Genomic DNA, 13665 nt, shown 5'->3' on the forward strand with positions numbered 1-13665 from the left:
ATGAATGAAATAAATAAAATTTGGCAAAAAATTTTAGAGATTATTGCCCAGAAAGTTGGAGAATCAACTTTTCAGTTATGGTTTTCTCCTGTAAAACTTTTAGAGATAAAGAATTCAAAGGCTTTTATTGAAGTTCCAAATAGATTTTTTAAGGACTGGATAGAAGATAATTTTCCTTCAATAATAAGTGATGCTTTCTATCAAATTACAGGAAACCAAATCTCGGTTTGTTACATTATTACAGGTAAAGAGCATGAGACAGTTTCAACTGAAGAAAAAAAGCCTGTAATAAAAAGAGGTAATTTGAATCCTAAATATACTTTTAATACCTTTGTTGTGGGTCCGTCAAATCAGTTTGCCCATGCAGCAGCACTGAGAGTTGCTGAAAATCCAGGATTTGCTTATAATCCTCTTTTTATATATGGTGGTGTTGGACTTGGTAAAACTCATTTAATAACAGCTATTGGAAATTATATTCTTGATAAAAAACCGGGAATTAATGTATGTTATATGTCTTCAGAACAATTTACAGGAGAGTTTGTTTCCGCAATAAGACATGAAAAAATGCCTGAGTTTAGGCAAAAATACAGAGCCCTTGATGTATTTATTGTAGATGATATTCAGTTTATTGCTGGCAAAGATTCAACTCAGGAAGAATTTTTTCATACATTTAATGAACTTTATAGCAAGCAAAAGCAAATAGTCATTTCAAGTGATAGACCACCGATGGAGATTTCTGATATTACAGACAGGCTTCGTTCAAGATTTGGAATGGGTCTTATTGCAGACATTCAACCACCAGAAATAGAAACCAGGCTTGCCATCTTGTATAAAAAAGCTGAGCTTGAAGGAGTTCAATTGCCTGAAGAAGTAGCTTATTTCATAGCATCCCGAGTTAAATCAAATGTTAGAGAACTTGAAGGCTCTTTAATTAAACTCTGTGCATATATTTCCATTACAAAGACCCCAATAACCATGGATCTAGCAAAACATGTTTTAAGAGATTTACTTCCTGATGAAAACAAGCCAATCACAATTGATTTAATTCAGAAAGCTGTATGTGAAGCCTTAGGTATTAAACTTCATGATATAAAGTCAAAAAAAAGAACTAAAGAGATTGCAAATGCGAGGAAAATAGCCATGTATATAACAAAAAAACTGACAAATCTTTCACTGGCAGAAATAGGCAATGCCTTTGGTGGTAAGGATCATGCCACTGTTATATATGCCTGTAAGCAGATAGAAAAGGATAAAAAGCAAGATGAATCTCTTAATAAGCTAATAGACAGCATAATAAGAAAATTACAGGAAAACAAATAGAGGAGGAGTAAAATGTATGTAAAACTGAAAAAACAAAAAATACAGGAAACTATTGGAAAAATTCAAAGCATTGTTGAAAAAAAGAGCATTATGCCTGTGCTAAATCATTTTCTTATGGATGTTACTGAAAGTTCTGTATCCATTTTAGCCACTGATCTTGAAACAGCGGTAAAGCTCCCAGTTGAAGCAGAAATAATTGAACCTGGTAAAACATGTATACCTGCAAGAAAATTTTATGAAATCATAAAAGAACTTGAAAGTGATTTTGAAATTAAACTTTCAGAGGGATGGCTTAAAATTCAGTCTGGAAGATCAAATTTCAGACTTGCTGCATTAGATGCTTCTGAGTTTCCTGTTTGGCCACAGATTGGACAAGCTTGTCAGATTAATTTATCAAGAGATCTTCTTCTTACGGCAATAGATAAGACTCTTTATGCTTCTGGAGAAGCTGATGCAAGATATGTTTTAAATGCTCTTCTTTTTGAACTAAGAAATGGAGAAATTCATGTAGTTGGCACAGATGGACATAGACTTGCTCATTTTAAGGCAGCACTTAATGTAGCATCAGAAGACAGAAAAGTTATTTTATCAAAAAAATCTTTAAATGAATTAAAAAAATTCTTATCCAGTGCTGAAAATGTTTCACTTCAAATCGGCAAGACCCATGTGATGATAGAAATTGATGGAATAAGTTTTCTTACCCGTATGATAGAAGGTAATTATCCAAACTATGAAGCAGTCATTCCAAAAGACTTTGATAAACAGGCAATTGTTGATAAAGAATTGTTGATAGCTTCATTAAAAAGAGTTTCTGTGCTAAGCAGAGAAAGACAGAATGCTGTCAGAACAGAATGGGGGCAGAATTTAACTATTTCTGCATCAGACCCTGAAATTGGAGAGGCTCAGGATGAGCTCAGTATTGATTATCAGGGAGAACCTATTGTTATTGGTTTTAATGCAAGGTATTTAATAGACGCTCTTGAGCGCATAACATCAGATAAAGCAAAGATTATGATGAACGAGCCAGAAAAAGCTGTGTATATAACAGATGCTCATGATACTTCCTTTGTTTATGAATGCGTTGTTATGCCTTTAAGGCTTTAGTAGTTTGAACCCTTGAACATTTGAACACTTGAATTATGTATAAAAGGAGGTATTGTGAATAAAGAAGATACTTATAAGGTTGAAGACATAAAGATTCTTAAAGGGCTTGAAGGTGTAAGAGCCCGTCCCGCAATGTATATTGGCTCTACAGGAATTGAAGGATTACATCATCTTGTTTATGAAGTGGTGGACAATAGCGTTGATGAAGCTTTAGCAGGATTTTGCAATAAAATTGAGGTTTACCTGCACAAAGATGGAAGTTGCACTGTAAGTGATAATGGTAGAGGCATTCCAATAGGAATTCATCCGGAAGACCCTGAGGGTAGAACTGCTCTTGAGATTGTTCTTACCGAGCTTCATGCAGGAGGAAAGTTTGAATCTAAGGCTTATAAGGTTTCAGGTGGACTTCATGGAGTAGGATTAAGTGTTGTCAATGCGCTTTCTGAGGAACTTGAGGTTGAAGTAAAAAGAGAAGGTAAAGTAGTAAGGCAAAAGTATTGTCGGGGTATACCTGAGTCGTGCCCTAAGTTTGTTGGTCAAACAACACTCACAGGCACGACAATAAGATTTAAACCTGATCCTGAAATATTTGAAGTTACAGAGTTTTCAAGGGAGATTCTTGCTGAGAGATTCAAAGAGCTGGCTTATTTAAACAAAGGATTGAAAATCATTCTTATTGATGAAAGAGATGGTTACTATGAAGAGTTTATAAAAGAAGGTGGAATAGTTTCTTTTGTTGAAGATTTAAACAAAGGAAAAAAAACTTTACATCCTAAACCAATATACATTGCAGGTGAGAAAGATAGAATTATTGTTGAGATTGCTATTCAATATAATGAAGGTTTTTCAGAGGAAATTCTTACCTTTGTAAATAACATCAATACAAGAGAAGGTGGGACCCATTTAGTAGGTTTTAAATCTGCTCTTACAAGAACAATAAATACTTATGCTCTACAGAATGGACTTTTAAAAGAAGGCAAAGAATCTCTTTCTGGAGAGGATGTAAGAGAAGGCATTGTTGCTGTAATAAGTGTGAAAATTCCTGAACCTCAGTTTGAAGGACAAACAAAAATGAAGCTTGGCAATAGTGAGGTAAAAGGAATTGTAGAAACAATAGTTAATGAAAAACTCAGTAGATGGCTTGAGGAAAATCCTAATTATGCAAGGAAAATCGTTGAAAAAGCAAAAGAGGCTGCCCGTGCCCGTGAAGCAGCTAAAAAGGCGAAGGAACTTACGCGCAGAAAAGGTATACTTGAAGATACAGCACTTCCAGGCAAGCTTGCTGACTGCACTGAAAAAGACCCTTCTCAGGCAGAACTCTTTATTGTTGAGGGTGACAGCGCAGGTGGTTCAGCAAAACAGGCAAGAGACAGGCGCACTCAGGCAGTGCTTCCATTGAGAGGAAAAATTTTAAATGTAGAAAAGGCGAGAATTGACAAAATGTTGACCTCTGAAGAGATAAAAACACTCATAACAGCAATTGGAGGAGGTATTGGAAAAGAAAATTTTGAAATGGAAAATATTAGATATCATAAAATAATTCTTATGACAGATGCTGATGTTGATGGTGCTCATATACGAACTCTTCTTTTAACATTCTTTTACAGGCAAATGCTTCCCTTGATTGAAAAAGGCTGGCTTTTCATAGCTCAGCCTCCTCTTTACAGAATAAAGAGAGGAAAATGGGAAAAATATATTCAAACAGAGGAAGAAATGAATGAGTTTTTGATGGATATTGCAGTTGATGAGGTTACATTAATTGTTCAAACAGATGTAGAAACAAAGAAGAAATTCCTTAGATTGCTTTTTGATTATGGAAAGGTTCTTGTAGATTTTGAGAGAAAGGGTTTTGCCCCATCTTATATTGAGCAGATGCTCAGGATTCCAGAAGAGCAAAGCAGAATTTCTGAGTTAAAGGATTTTATCCTTATTAAGAACATTTTTGAAAAACTTCAATCAATTCAGGAAATAAAAGAAGACAAAAATTATGTTATTCAGATTAAAAATGAAGTAGTAAAAACTTCATCTCTCTGGGAGCTTTACACTAAAATCATGGATGCTGTAAAAAAAGGAGTCACTATTCAAAGATATAAAGGACTTGGGGAGATGAATCCAGAACAACTCTGGGAAACCACGATGGATCCTGAAAAAAGAACACTTCTAAAGGTTACAATTGAGGATGCTCAAAAGGCAAATGAAATATTTACAATACTTATGGGAGATGATGTTGAACCAAGAAAGGAGTTTATTGTAAAACATGCTCTTGAGGCAAAAAATCTTGATATTTAACCTTAATTATTGAGGACGGAAGGAGACAATATGCTTGATGTGAAATTTGTTAGAGAAAATCCTGATAAAGTGAAAGAAGCACTTCAAAAAAGAGGTTATGAGATTGATTTTGATAGATTTTTAGCTCTTGAAGAACAAAGACTAAAACTTTTAAGAGAGATTGAAAATAAAAGAGCGATAAGAAATTCCGTATCTCAGGAAATTGCAAAACTAAAAAAGTCAAAAACTGACAATCATGCAGTGGAAAACCTTATTTATGAGATGCGTCAATTGGGAGAAGAAATAGCAACTGTTGAAAATAAACTTCGTCAAGTGGAAGAAGATGTGCAGAATTTTCTTCTTTATATCCCCAATATACCCCATCATACAGTTCCTATTGGTAAGGATGAAACAGAAAATGTTGAGATAAGAAAATGGGGAAGTCCTCCACAATTTGATTTTGAGCCCCTTAATCATTGGGATATTGGAGAGATTCTCGGAATAATTGATTTTGAGCGTGCTGGTAAAATTGCAGGAAGTAGATTTGCTGTAATGAAAGGTCTTGGTGCTAAGCTTGAGCGTGCACTTATTAATTTTATGCTTGATTTGCATATTTCAAAGGGATACATAGAGATTTTCCCGCCTTTACTTGTAAACAAAGATTCAATGACAGGAACTGGACAGCTTCCAAAATTTGAAGAAGATTTATTTAAAATCACTGAGCCAGAGTTCTATCTTATTCCAACAGCTGAGGTCCCTGTTACAAATCTTCATAGAGAAGAGATTTTATCAGAAGATGACTTACCAATTTATTATGTTTCCTATACTCCATGTTTTCGCCGGGAAGCAGGCTCGCACGGCAAAGATGTTCGAGGACTTATAAGACAGCATCAGTTCAATAAGGTTGAACTTGTTAAATTTGTAAAACCAGAAGACTCCTATGATGAATTAGAATCTCTTACCTTGGATGCGGAAGAAGTTCTTCAGAAGCTTGGACTTCCATACAGAGTTGTTGCTCTTTGCACAGGAGATCTGGGTTTTGCTGCGGCAAAAACCTATGATATAGAGGTCTGGCTTCCCGGACAGAGGCGTTACAGAGAAATCAGTTCTTGTTCGAATTTTGAGGATTTTCAGGCAAGAAGAGCAAATATAAGATTTCGTAGAAGAGGTAAAAAAGGAACAGAGTTTGTTCATACCCTGAATGGTTCAGGATTGGCAATTGGAAGAACAGTTGTCGCCATTTTAGAAAATTATCAACAAAAAGATGGCTCTGTGCTTGTTCCTGAGGCTTTAAAGCCCTATATGGGTGTTGATGTAATAAGATGATCCAGCCAGTAATTGATCAGTCAGGCATTATTCATATTTTTAAAGGCAAACAGGCTCTGCCAATTAAGCTCGCAATTGGAGAAATTTTAACTGCAGAGATAATGGACATATTTCCTACGGGCACAATTCAGATAAAGATTAACAACAGGATAATAAATGCTCAGCCTCAGAGAGAATTGCCTTTAAATAAAGGTGATACTGTGATGGTGAAAGTTGAAAAACCTCTTCAAGATGGCACCGTTCCGTTAAGAGTTTTATCCGCATCTGAAACTGAGCAGATTCAAAAGGCTTTATTAAAAACAGAAAGTGAAATATCAAATAAAATTTTTAAACTCATTGATTCACTTTTTTCACAAAATATCAGCTCCATGAAAGAAACAAAGCAATCTCAAATGATTCAGACATTGCTTACTTTTAAGGCAGAAAATCTTTCTCAAACACAAAAGGCTGTGCTTATGCAAAAAATGATTGATGCTATTTTTTCTTATAAAAATACAATAAAGAATCTTCAGGGATTAATCAAACTTCTTGAAGAAAACAATTTTCCAGGGGAGCAAATTGCTTCATTGAAAAATATAATCATTACCAGCCATGAAGAATTAACTCCTGAAAAATTAAAAAATTGTCTTCTAAATACAGGAGTATCTTTTGAATCAAAAATTAAGCAGTTTCTTTCTGATGCATCTAATTTTGAACAGATTAAGAATGATCTTAAAATCATCGTTGATAACATAACAAAACAGGCAAAAGCAGAGGGTATGGAGGAAATAGCTGATAAAGCACAGCATATTTTAAGACAGATTGAGGGCTACCAGGTTCTTTCTAAAACATATCAAAGTTTTTTTACATTTCTTCCTGTTCTGTGGAAGGAAATAGAAGGTGGAACTTGTGCTTTCAAGAGATTTAAAAGACAAGATAAGGACTATTATACAGTTTTTGTAAGTCTCAATATAGGAGGGCAGCCTTTATCATTTGTTGTAACAATGGTAGAAAGGAGCTTTTTTGTGAGTTTTTCAGGAAAACCTGAAACCATTCAGATTGTTAAAAATCATGAAGAAGACCTTAAAAAAAGATTTGCTGAGCAGGGGTTATTGCTTTCAGGAATAAATTATGTTACAAAAGCTGAGGAACTCTTAAAACAGTGGCAAATACAGGAAGGATTGGTTAGTGTAAGAATATGACAGAACAAAAGAAGGCAGTAGCATTAAAGTATGATAAAGAAAGGGACACAGCACCAAAGGTTGTAGCTAAAGGAAGAGGCTGGATTGCTGACAAGATTATAGAGCTTGCAAGGCAGCATGGAATTCCTTTAAAAGAAGATGAGGCTTTAGTGGAAGTGCTTTCAAAGCTTCCACTTTATGAAGAAATTCCAGTTGAGCTCTATAAAGCAGTAGCTGAAATTCTTGTTTTTGTCTATAAAATTAAGGGTAAAATAAAATAATGCATATTTTACAAAAGATAGTTGAAGCCAAAAAATTAAGAATTAATGAGTTAAAAAAGATTAAATCAATTGAAGAAATAAAAAAAACAGCACACACTGTTAAGACATCTTGCCAATTCTATAAAGCAATAAAAAGACTTCCTCAGGAAGGAATAAAACTTATCGCAGAAATAAAAAAAGCCTCTCCAATTAAGGGACTGCTTAAAGAGTATGATGTTTTAAAAATGGCTGACCTTTATGTATCCTCAGGTGCAGATGCTATTTCAGTTATTACTGAAGAAGATTTTTTTCTTGGAAGTCCTTCATTTTTAGTAAAAATAAAGGAAAAATATCCTAATGTGCCTGTTTTAAGAAAGGATTTTATTTTTGATGAATATCAGATATATGAGTCAAAACTGCTTGGAGCAGATGCTATTCTTTTAATTGGAAATATTTTAAATAAACAACAATGTAAATTTTTATACGAGCTTACAAAATCTCTTCAGATGGATGTATTATTTGAAATTCACGATGAACAAGATTTAGAAAAAGCCTTATTCGCAGGAGTTGACATAATAGGAATAAACAACAGAAATCTTAAAACCATGCAGATTGCGCTTGATACAACTTTCAGGCTTAAGGAGTTAATTCCTGAGGATAAAATTACAGTGAGTGAAAGCGGAATCTCTGAAAGAACTCATGTTGAAAAGCTTCTTAAAAAAGGAATAGATGCCATCTTAGTGGGAACATCAATAATCTTAAGCAATAATCCCTCTCAAAAAATAAAGGAGCTAAAACTTACTTAATCTGCAATTAGACATGCTAATGCCTTTTTCAGCAAGAAAGCCCATCCTGAACTATTCTACCTGACTTTGACAGATTATGGCTAATTTTATTTCTTTCAGAAAGCACAAGCCAATAACATATTTACAGCTTGTAAAGTCATAGAGGGTAGGCCAAGGCACAAGGTAGTAGAGAGTTTTTTAGACAGTTATATACTTGGGCAGATACTTGCAGTGGAGGCAGTATGGAAGAAGCTAAACTTAGATGAGACATTCAATTAGTGATAGGACTGATACTCAGTGAAGATGACATGCCAATTGGCTATGAAGTATTTTCTGGAAACAGCTTTGAAGGCAAAACAGTAAGCACAATGATAATGACTGAGAGATAAATTTTCAATAAACAAGGTAGTGTTTGTTGCGGACAAGGGAATACTTAGCAGGTCTGTGTTAGTATGTCTCCAATGTAGCTATCAATTCCTTTTGATTCCTCACCAGGGTCTGACAATCTATAATTCGTTCCTTTAAGCTCTGCACCCTTCTTTAAGATTGCCTCCTGAAACCTCAACCCAGCAAAAGTTTTTACTATAACTAAATCCCTTACCCACTCTTTTACAGTATCCCTGTCAATCTTATTTATAGCATCTTTGAGTTCTTTTAATTTTTGAAGAATCTTCTCCGTGGCATTCTTTATTGCATCTGGCTTTTTCTTCAAGTATCATTCTTCCCGTTCTTGTAGTGTTTTTCCTTCAAACTCCTGAATAAGCTCGCTCATCTGACCAACTACCTTTGGTCGTGTTCCCTGTGCATTTTGATTTGCCAGGTTAATGAGTGGTGCTACATATTTTGGAAATTCAGGTGTTTCAATATCTAAATATTTTCTAATCTCTTCAATACTTATTTTTATTTTCATATTTAGCTATCTCATAAATCTATTTACTCTTAAAAATTCTTCAGGAGTATTATAAACTGTGAGGAAAAGTGGGGTACCAGCGAAAGAAAGAGGCGAAACTGGACCAATTGTCATAAAAGCATATTGTCTTGAGGCAATGTCAAAAGCACTATGTGGGTCACGAAAGGATTGATAGAGTTTAAGGGCATTAGGGTCACCACCAACAATTTCTTTTAAAGACATAAATTCTGTTCCCAAAGCCAGACCAAAACCAAAGAAGAAGATTCTCAATTGGCCAATAATCTCTTTATGTAAACTTGATAGGGTCTGACTTATAAACAACCATCCAAGTCCATATTTTCTTGTAGTTCTCACTGCGTCAAGAAGTGAAAGTCTTACACTTTCCTGTTTTTCATTTTCAATTTTTTCCCTTGGGGCTAATCTATGGGCTTCATCTAAAATCACAAGAGTATTTAAAAATCTATTTTCACGATAAGCACGCTCAGCTGAATAAGTTAGTCCATCTAATAATCGTTTTATTACCAATGCCTGAATAGTTTCATTCCAAAAAAGACCTGAGGCCATTTCTCTGGATAAATCTATAACCACAACAGGACGACGACTTCTATCAAGATCAAATGTTTGTTGAATTAGGTTATCAACACTAATAGCTCCTCTACGATCTCTTCTGAATAACTCAGTTATTGGCCCCCAATAATTATTGAAGAATTCATCTCGATTTGCGTCTTGATAAACTGTGTTGAATCTATCACGAGACTGCTGGGTTCTATAAAATTGCATCTGAACATTTCCATCACCAAGAATTTGCCATGCACGGTTAAAAGATTGGCGGTCATATAAATTTTCTAACGTAACTCGTCCTCTTTGTAATCTTTCTGCTAAAACCTCGGAGGCTATTCTTCTATTTTCTCCTTTTGGAATCGAGAGTCGCTCAAAGAATGGTGATTCATAAAGGATTTCACTAAAAAGGTCCCATCTATCCAAAACCAAATCTCTAACACTTCTAATTACCACCTCTTTATTTAACAATGAAAGAACACTGGATAAATTCAAAGGAAATCCTTCTGCTCTCATCTCTCCTCGTGCATCCTTTGAAAACTCACCTTGAGGGTCTATTACAAATATAGCCATATCAGGGTACCTTGCATAGGCTAAGAGAATCATCTTTGCCAGAACCGACTTCCCAGAACCCGTTTTCCCAAAGATTCCGAGATGATATGCCTCTCCAGCTCCGTGTGGTCCTGTCCCAAAATGCTTGAACCAGAGTGGAAGTTTTGGTGTAGAACCATAAACATGACCTAAATAAAATATTTCATCTCTGTACAGTTCTAACAACCTATCCAATATCTCGTCAGTTGCTAAATGGATGGAAGTACCTGTAGCAGGAACAGTTCCTAAAATACTCGGTTCAAATCTATTGCCATTGTCACTAAATACCGCACTTACTGTCATTTGTCCTAAATGGGTATCTTGCTGTCCACTTACAGGATTGACTTGACCCCTTTGCCTTGCAAGAGACCTCATTGTTGGGTCTTCAAGCCAGATATTCTTTAGTTGAACCTCTGTTATCTGTCCTAATGCGTAATGGGGTTTACCATCCTGAGAAAATCTAAAGAGTGCAAGCTCTCCGACCAATTTCTTCTCAACAGCAGTGCCGAGGATATCCAAAGAAAGTTCGCTGGTAGAAGAAGGAGAGCCTATTGTTCCAATACGCTCAGAGGAGCTGATTAATTGCTCAAGGTTTGTTCTTTCGTAAAACATACTCTTTTCCATCTTTTCCTCCAAATTCAAATAATCCGGGAGCATTAGAATTAAAAAACTCCTTAATGCGTCTTTCTGCTAATTTTACATATTTTTCGTTTATTTCGTATCCTATATAGTGGCGGTTAGTTTTTATTGCTGCAATTGCGGTCTGTCCACTACCCATAAACGGGTCTAAAGCAACTTCTCCCTCAAAAGTGTAAAGTTGGATTAACCGGTAAGGCAATTCAACTGGAAAAGGTGCTGGATGTCCAACTTTGGTTGCTGGTTCTGCAGCAAAGGTCCATACGCTTTTGGTAAATTCAAGAAATTCTTCCTTAGACATAGTGCTTTTTCTTCCGAGATTTTCCCTTGAAAACATACCTTTAGAAAAGACCAAAATATACTCATGAATGTCTCTCAGTGTTGGATTTTTAGCAGAAAGCCAGCTACCCCAAGCAGTTGATGGACTTCCACTTGACGCTTTATTCCATATAATTTCACCTCGCATTAAAAATCCTAACTCAAGCATATCCTCAATTATAAAAGCATGTAGTGGGATATACGGCTTTCTTCCAAGGTTAGCGATATTGATGCATGCTCTTCCCCCTGGCACAAGAACCCTTTTTACCTCCTTCCACACTCGTTTCAAAAATTCTCTGTATTCATTGAGTGTAAGATTTGCGTCATATTCCTTTCCAACATTATAGGGAGGTGAAGTAACCATCAGGTGAACGCTATTATCTGGCAGTTCATCCATCTTTTCGCTTGTCTTGCAAAAAATTTTGTCAATAAACTCTAAAGGGATAGGGTTTTCTACATATTCTGTTATCTCTTCTTTCGGAAGTCCTTCATATAACTTGCTCGTGTAGAAAGGAGTAGAGTCATGATTAATCCTCCCAGGAGACCCAAAGGTGCTCGTTTTTGTCCCATATTTTCTACGATTGACTTTCATTTAGTCCTCTCTCCATAGGTCAATCCATCTTTTATAGGCATTAAATTTTATCTCTGTTCTCTGCCAATTTATTTCAATCTTCCTAGAGTTACTATCTTCAATCAAACTCAATAATGCTTCTTTAGTGATTTCAACCCCTCTTGGATTTGTTCCTGGTTTAGGAAGTTTTATGTACCTTTCTCTACCTATTTTATCAAAAAGCCGTTTTTGAGCCTCCAATGGAATGTAATAAAATCCCCCAACATCATTCCAATTTATCTGAACAAGTAGAATATCACAATGAGGATAATAATTTTCACGGAATTCTTTTGCTTTCTGTGCGTCAACAGTCCATATCAGTTTGACACCACTAAAACTTTTACCTGTAATTGTCTTTATTGATACTGGTTCGCCAAATAATTTCACATCTACCTCTGGTTCGGTTATAGGGATCTCAGTTTCAACATTTGCTTCACCAAATTTATAAATAAGCAAGGCTACAATTATCCTTTCTCTAACTGACCCAACCTCCATTCCAGTTTTGCCCGCCCTTGAACTTTCTAATTCTGCAAGTTGAAACAGATAGGGCAACTGTCTTTTTATCTTCTCTACAAGTTTCTCATCTTCAAATATTTCTATCAAGCGATTGGATTTTGCTCCTTTACCTACAGCCAGACCGTCAGATTTTTCTTTCATATTTACCTCCCACTTTCAGTTCTATAGCCATGCATACTGAAAAAAATCTCTCCTATATCCCCCTGGTGTAATTCTGTCATCCTTCTGGTAGCAGTTTGCCTGAAGGCGGGAATAGCACTTCCAAGATGCTTTACCATTCGGTCTGCTATATAAAGAGGATATGGTTCCATAATCCCGGGGGTTCCAGACTGATATTTAAGACCTTGAAGCAATACTGCTATCCGAGAATTATTTGTGGCAATAGAAGATGCCATCTCAATTCTAAAAACTGGGGTCCAGTTATGAGGTCTGTAATACATAACATAAATCCTATTTATTGCTGAGATAACCTCATCTTTTAATCTTTCAATTTCTTTGTCGTTAATAGGAATTCTTAAATGCCAGGGTTGTTGAGGTTCTTCTAATGGGATTGGCGAGGTAAATTCACCCGGAGACAAAATCGCAGTCAAAATCGCTCTGTCATCATAATTAGCCGACCAACCGAGGTTCTTACCTAACTCCCTTCTTGTAGTGTACTTCGGCATACCCACCCATAATTTATCGGTCCTTGCTGACTCCAAAATGATTTTATAATCTTTAAGAAACTGCTTGAATCTTTCTATCAATTGTTTGCCTACTTCTGTTTGATTACCTTCATTCTCCCATTCAATAACTCTGTTTATTGCCTGATTCATATATATCAACGGTGTTGTAAGAGAACCATCTAAGAAAACTATATCGTGAGGTGCCTTTGCTGCGAGTTCAAGTTCCATCTCCATCATCAATCCTCTTATAACCGTGCCTATATCAGGGTTATGCTTTTCGGGGTGAATAAATACTCTATGATGAGGCTTCTCCCAGTATCTTTTTTCAGAGGGTGGAGTCAATCCTTCAATTGCAACCGCAGCACAAGCAGCAAAATCAGTTGCTAAAAGCCTCTCCACTGCATAAGAGCCATCTACCCCGCAAGTCGTTGGTATGCCCGGATACCCAAGTTCTGTATCCAGTTTCAAGATATTTTGTTCTTGTAGTTGCTTCCGTATTTTTGCCTTATTTTCCTGGATTTCCTTAAAAGAAGCATATAACTGCTCACCAACCGATTCACTTTTGGAAAGCATCTCTTCAACAAGTGCCTCAGGCAATTCAGCAAAAGGTGTTTGCTCAGGTTTTTCCATTTTCATTC

The 13665-nt window shown here is 35.9% G+C and carries 11 protein-coding genes and 1 pseudogene; 7 read left to right on the forward strand and 5 right to left on the reverse strand.

Annotation, left to right across the window (positions count from 1 at the left end; genetic code table 11):
• From dnaA to trpC, 7 genes are read left to right on the forward strand one after another with little or no spacing between them, the layout of a single operon-like run.
• Complete coding sequence (gene dnaA / locus V4D31_RS00005; RefSeq protein ID WP_353686193.1) at positions 1–1320, forward strand: chromosomal replication initiator protein DnaA; 1320 nt, start codon at positions 1–3, stop codon at positions 1318–1320.
• A 12-nt stretch (positions 1321–1332) separates the two neighbouring features.
• Positions 1333–2424 carry a DNA polymerase III subunit beta gene (gene dnaN / locus V4D31_RS00010; RefSeq protein ID WP_353686194.1) on the forward strand — a complete coding sequence of 364 codons (1092 nt, stop codon included), beginning with the start codon at positions 1333–1335 and terminating at the stop codon, positions 2422–2424.
• A gap of 54 nt (positions 2425–2478) precedes the next feature.
• Positions 2479–4713: a DNA topoisomerase (ATP-hydrolyzing) subunit B gene (gene gyrB, locus V4D31_RS00015; protein ID WP_353686195.1), complete on the forward strand. Its 2235-nt coding sequence runs from the start codon at positions 2479–2481 to the stop codon at positions 4711–4713.
• 30 nt (positions 4714–4743) lie between these two features.
• Positions 4744–6018 carry a serine--tRNA ligase gene (gene serS / locus V4D31_RS00020; protein WP_353686196.1) on the forward strand — a complete coding sequence of 425 codons (1275 nt, stop codon included), beginning with the start codon at positions 4744–4746 and terminating at the stop codon, positions 6016–6018.
• A complete protein-coding gene (locus V4D31_RS00025) occupies positions 6015–7199 on the forward strand; it encodes a hypothetical protein (protein ID WP_353686197.1) in 1185 nt (394 codons plus the stop codon). The genes serS and V4D31_RS00025 overlap by 4 nt, the downstream gene beginning before the upstream one ends.
• Positions 7196–7459 carry an EscU/YscU/HrcU family type III secretion system export apparatus switch protein gene (locus V4D31_RS00030; protein ID WP_353686198.1) on the forward strand — a complete coding sequence of 88 codons (264 nt, stop codon included), beginning with the start codon at positions 7196–7198 and terminating at the stop codon, positions 7457–7459. Before V4D31_RS00025 ends, V4D31_RS00030 begins: the two co-directional genes overlap by 4 nt.
• Positions 7459–8244 carry an indole-3-glycerol phosphate synthase TrpC gene (trpC, locus tag V4D31_RS00035; protein WP_353686199.1) on the forward strand — a complete coding sequence of 262 codons (786 nt, stop codon included), beginning with the start codon at positions 7459–7461 and terminating at the stop codon, positions 8242–8244. The genes V4D31_RS00030 and trpC overlap by 1 nt, the downstream gene beginning before the upstream one ends.
• Before the next feature lie 412 nt (positions 8245–8656).
• On the opposite strand, the pseudogene V4D31_RS00040 reads toward trpC, so the two are convergent.
• The 5 genes and pseudogenes from V4D31_RS00040 to V4D31_RS00060 all read right to left on the reverse strand — a co-directional run bounded on the left by V4D31_RS00040 (position 8657) and on the right by V4D31_RS00060 (position 13657).
• Positions 8657–9133: pseudogene (locus tag V4D31_RS00040) on the reverse strand (MjaI family restriction endonuclease).
• 6 nt (positions 9134–9139) lie between these two features.
• Positions 9140–10906, reverse strand: coding sequence for a DUF87 domain-containing protein (locus tag V4D31_RS00045; RefSeq protein WP_353686200.1), 1767 nt, complete (start codon positions 10904–10906; stop codon positions 9140–9142).
• Complete coding sequence (locus V4D31_RS00050; protein ID WP_353686201.1) at positions 10869–11828, reverse strand: site-specific DNA-methyltransferase; 960 nt, start codon at positions 11826–11828, stop codon at positions 10869–10871. The genes V4D31_RS00045 and V4D31_RS00050 overlap by 38 nt, the downstream gene beginning before the upstream one ends.
• Positions 11829–12503: a ThaI family type II restriction endonuclease gene (locus tag V4D31_RS00055; protein ID WP_353686202.1), complete on the reverse strand. Its 675-nt coding sequence runs from the start codon at positions 12501–12503 to the stop codon at positions 11829–11831.
• Positions 12504–12505: 2 nt separating this feature from the next.
• On the reverse strand, positions 12506–13657 hold the full coding sequence (locus V4D31_RS00060) for a DNA double-strand break repair nuclease NurA (RefSeq protein WP_353686203.1): 1152 nt from the start codon (positions 13655–13657) through the stop codon (positions 12506–12508).
• Between the last annotated feature and the right edge of the window lie 8 nt (positions 13658–13665).

It is taken from the genome of Thermodesulfovibrio sp. 3462-1, from assembly GCF_040451425.1.
Taxonomy (GTDB): Bacteria; Nitrospirota; Thermodesulfovibrionia; order Thermodesulfovibrionales; family Thermodesulfovibrionaceae; genus Thermodesulfovibrio; species Thermodesulfovibrio obliviosus.

Bases quoted from the DNA above. Each gene is read 5' to 3' on its own strand.
- dnaA (WP_353686193.1), top strand. From the start codon at position 1: ATGAATGAAATAAATAAAATTTGGCAAAAAATTTTAGAGATTATTGCC.
- dnaN (WP_353686194.1), top strand. From the start codon at position 1,333: ATGTATGTAAAACTGAAAAAACAAAAAATACAGGAAACTATTGGAAAA.
- serS (WP_353686196.1), top strand. From the start codon at position 4,744: ATGCTTGATGTGAAATTTGTTAGAGAAAATCCTGATAAAGTGAAAGAA.
- V4D31_RS00025 (WP_353686197.1), top strand. From the start codon at position 6,015: ATGATCCAGCCAGTAATTGATCAGTCAGGCATTATTCATATTTTTAAA.
- V4D31_RS00030 (WP_353686198.1), top strand. From the start codon at position 7,196: ATGACAGAACAAAAGAAGGCAGTAGCATTAAAGTATGATAAAGAAAGG.
- trpC (WP_353686199.1), top strand. From the start codon at position 7,459: ATGCATATTTTACAAAAGATAGTTGAAGCCAAAAAATTAAGAATTAAT.
- V4D31_RS00045 (WP_353686200.1), bottom strand. From the start codon at position 10,906: ATGGAAAAGAGTATGTTTTACGAAAGAACAAACCTTGAGCAATTAATC.
- V4D31_RS00050 (WP_353686201.1), bottom strand. From the start codon at position 11,828: ATGAAAGTCAATCGTAGAAAATATGGGACAAAAACGAGCACCTTTGGG.
- V4D31_RS00055 (WP_353686202.1), bottom strand. From the start codon at position 12,503: ATGAAAGAAAAATCTGACGGTCTGGCTGTAGGTAAAGGAGCAAAATCC.
- V4D31_RS00060 (WP_353686203.1), bottom strand. From the start codon at position 13,657: ATGGAAAAACCTGAGCAAACACCTTTTGCTGAATTGCCTGAGGCACTT.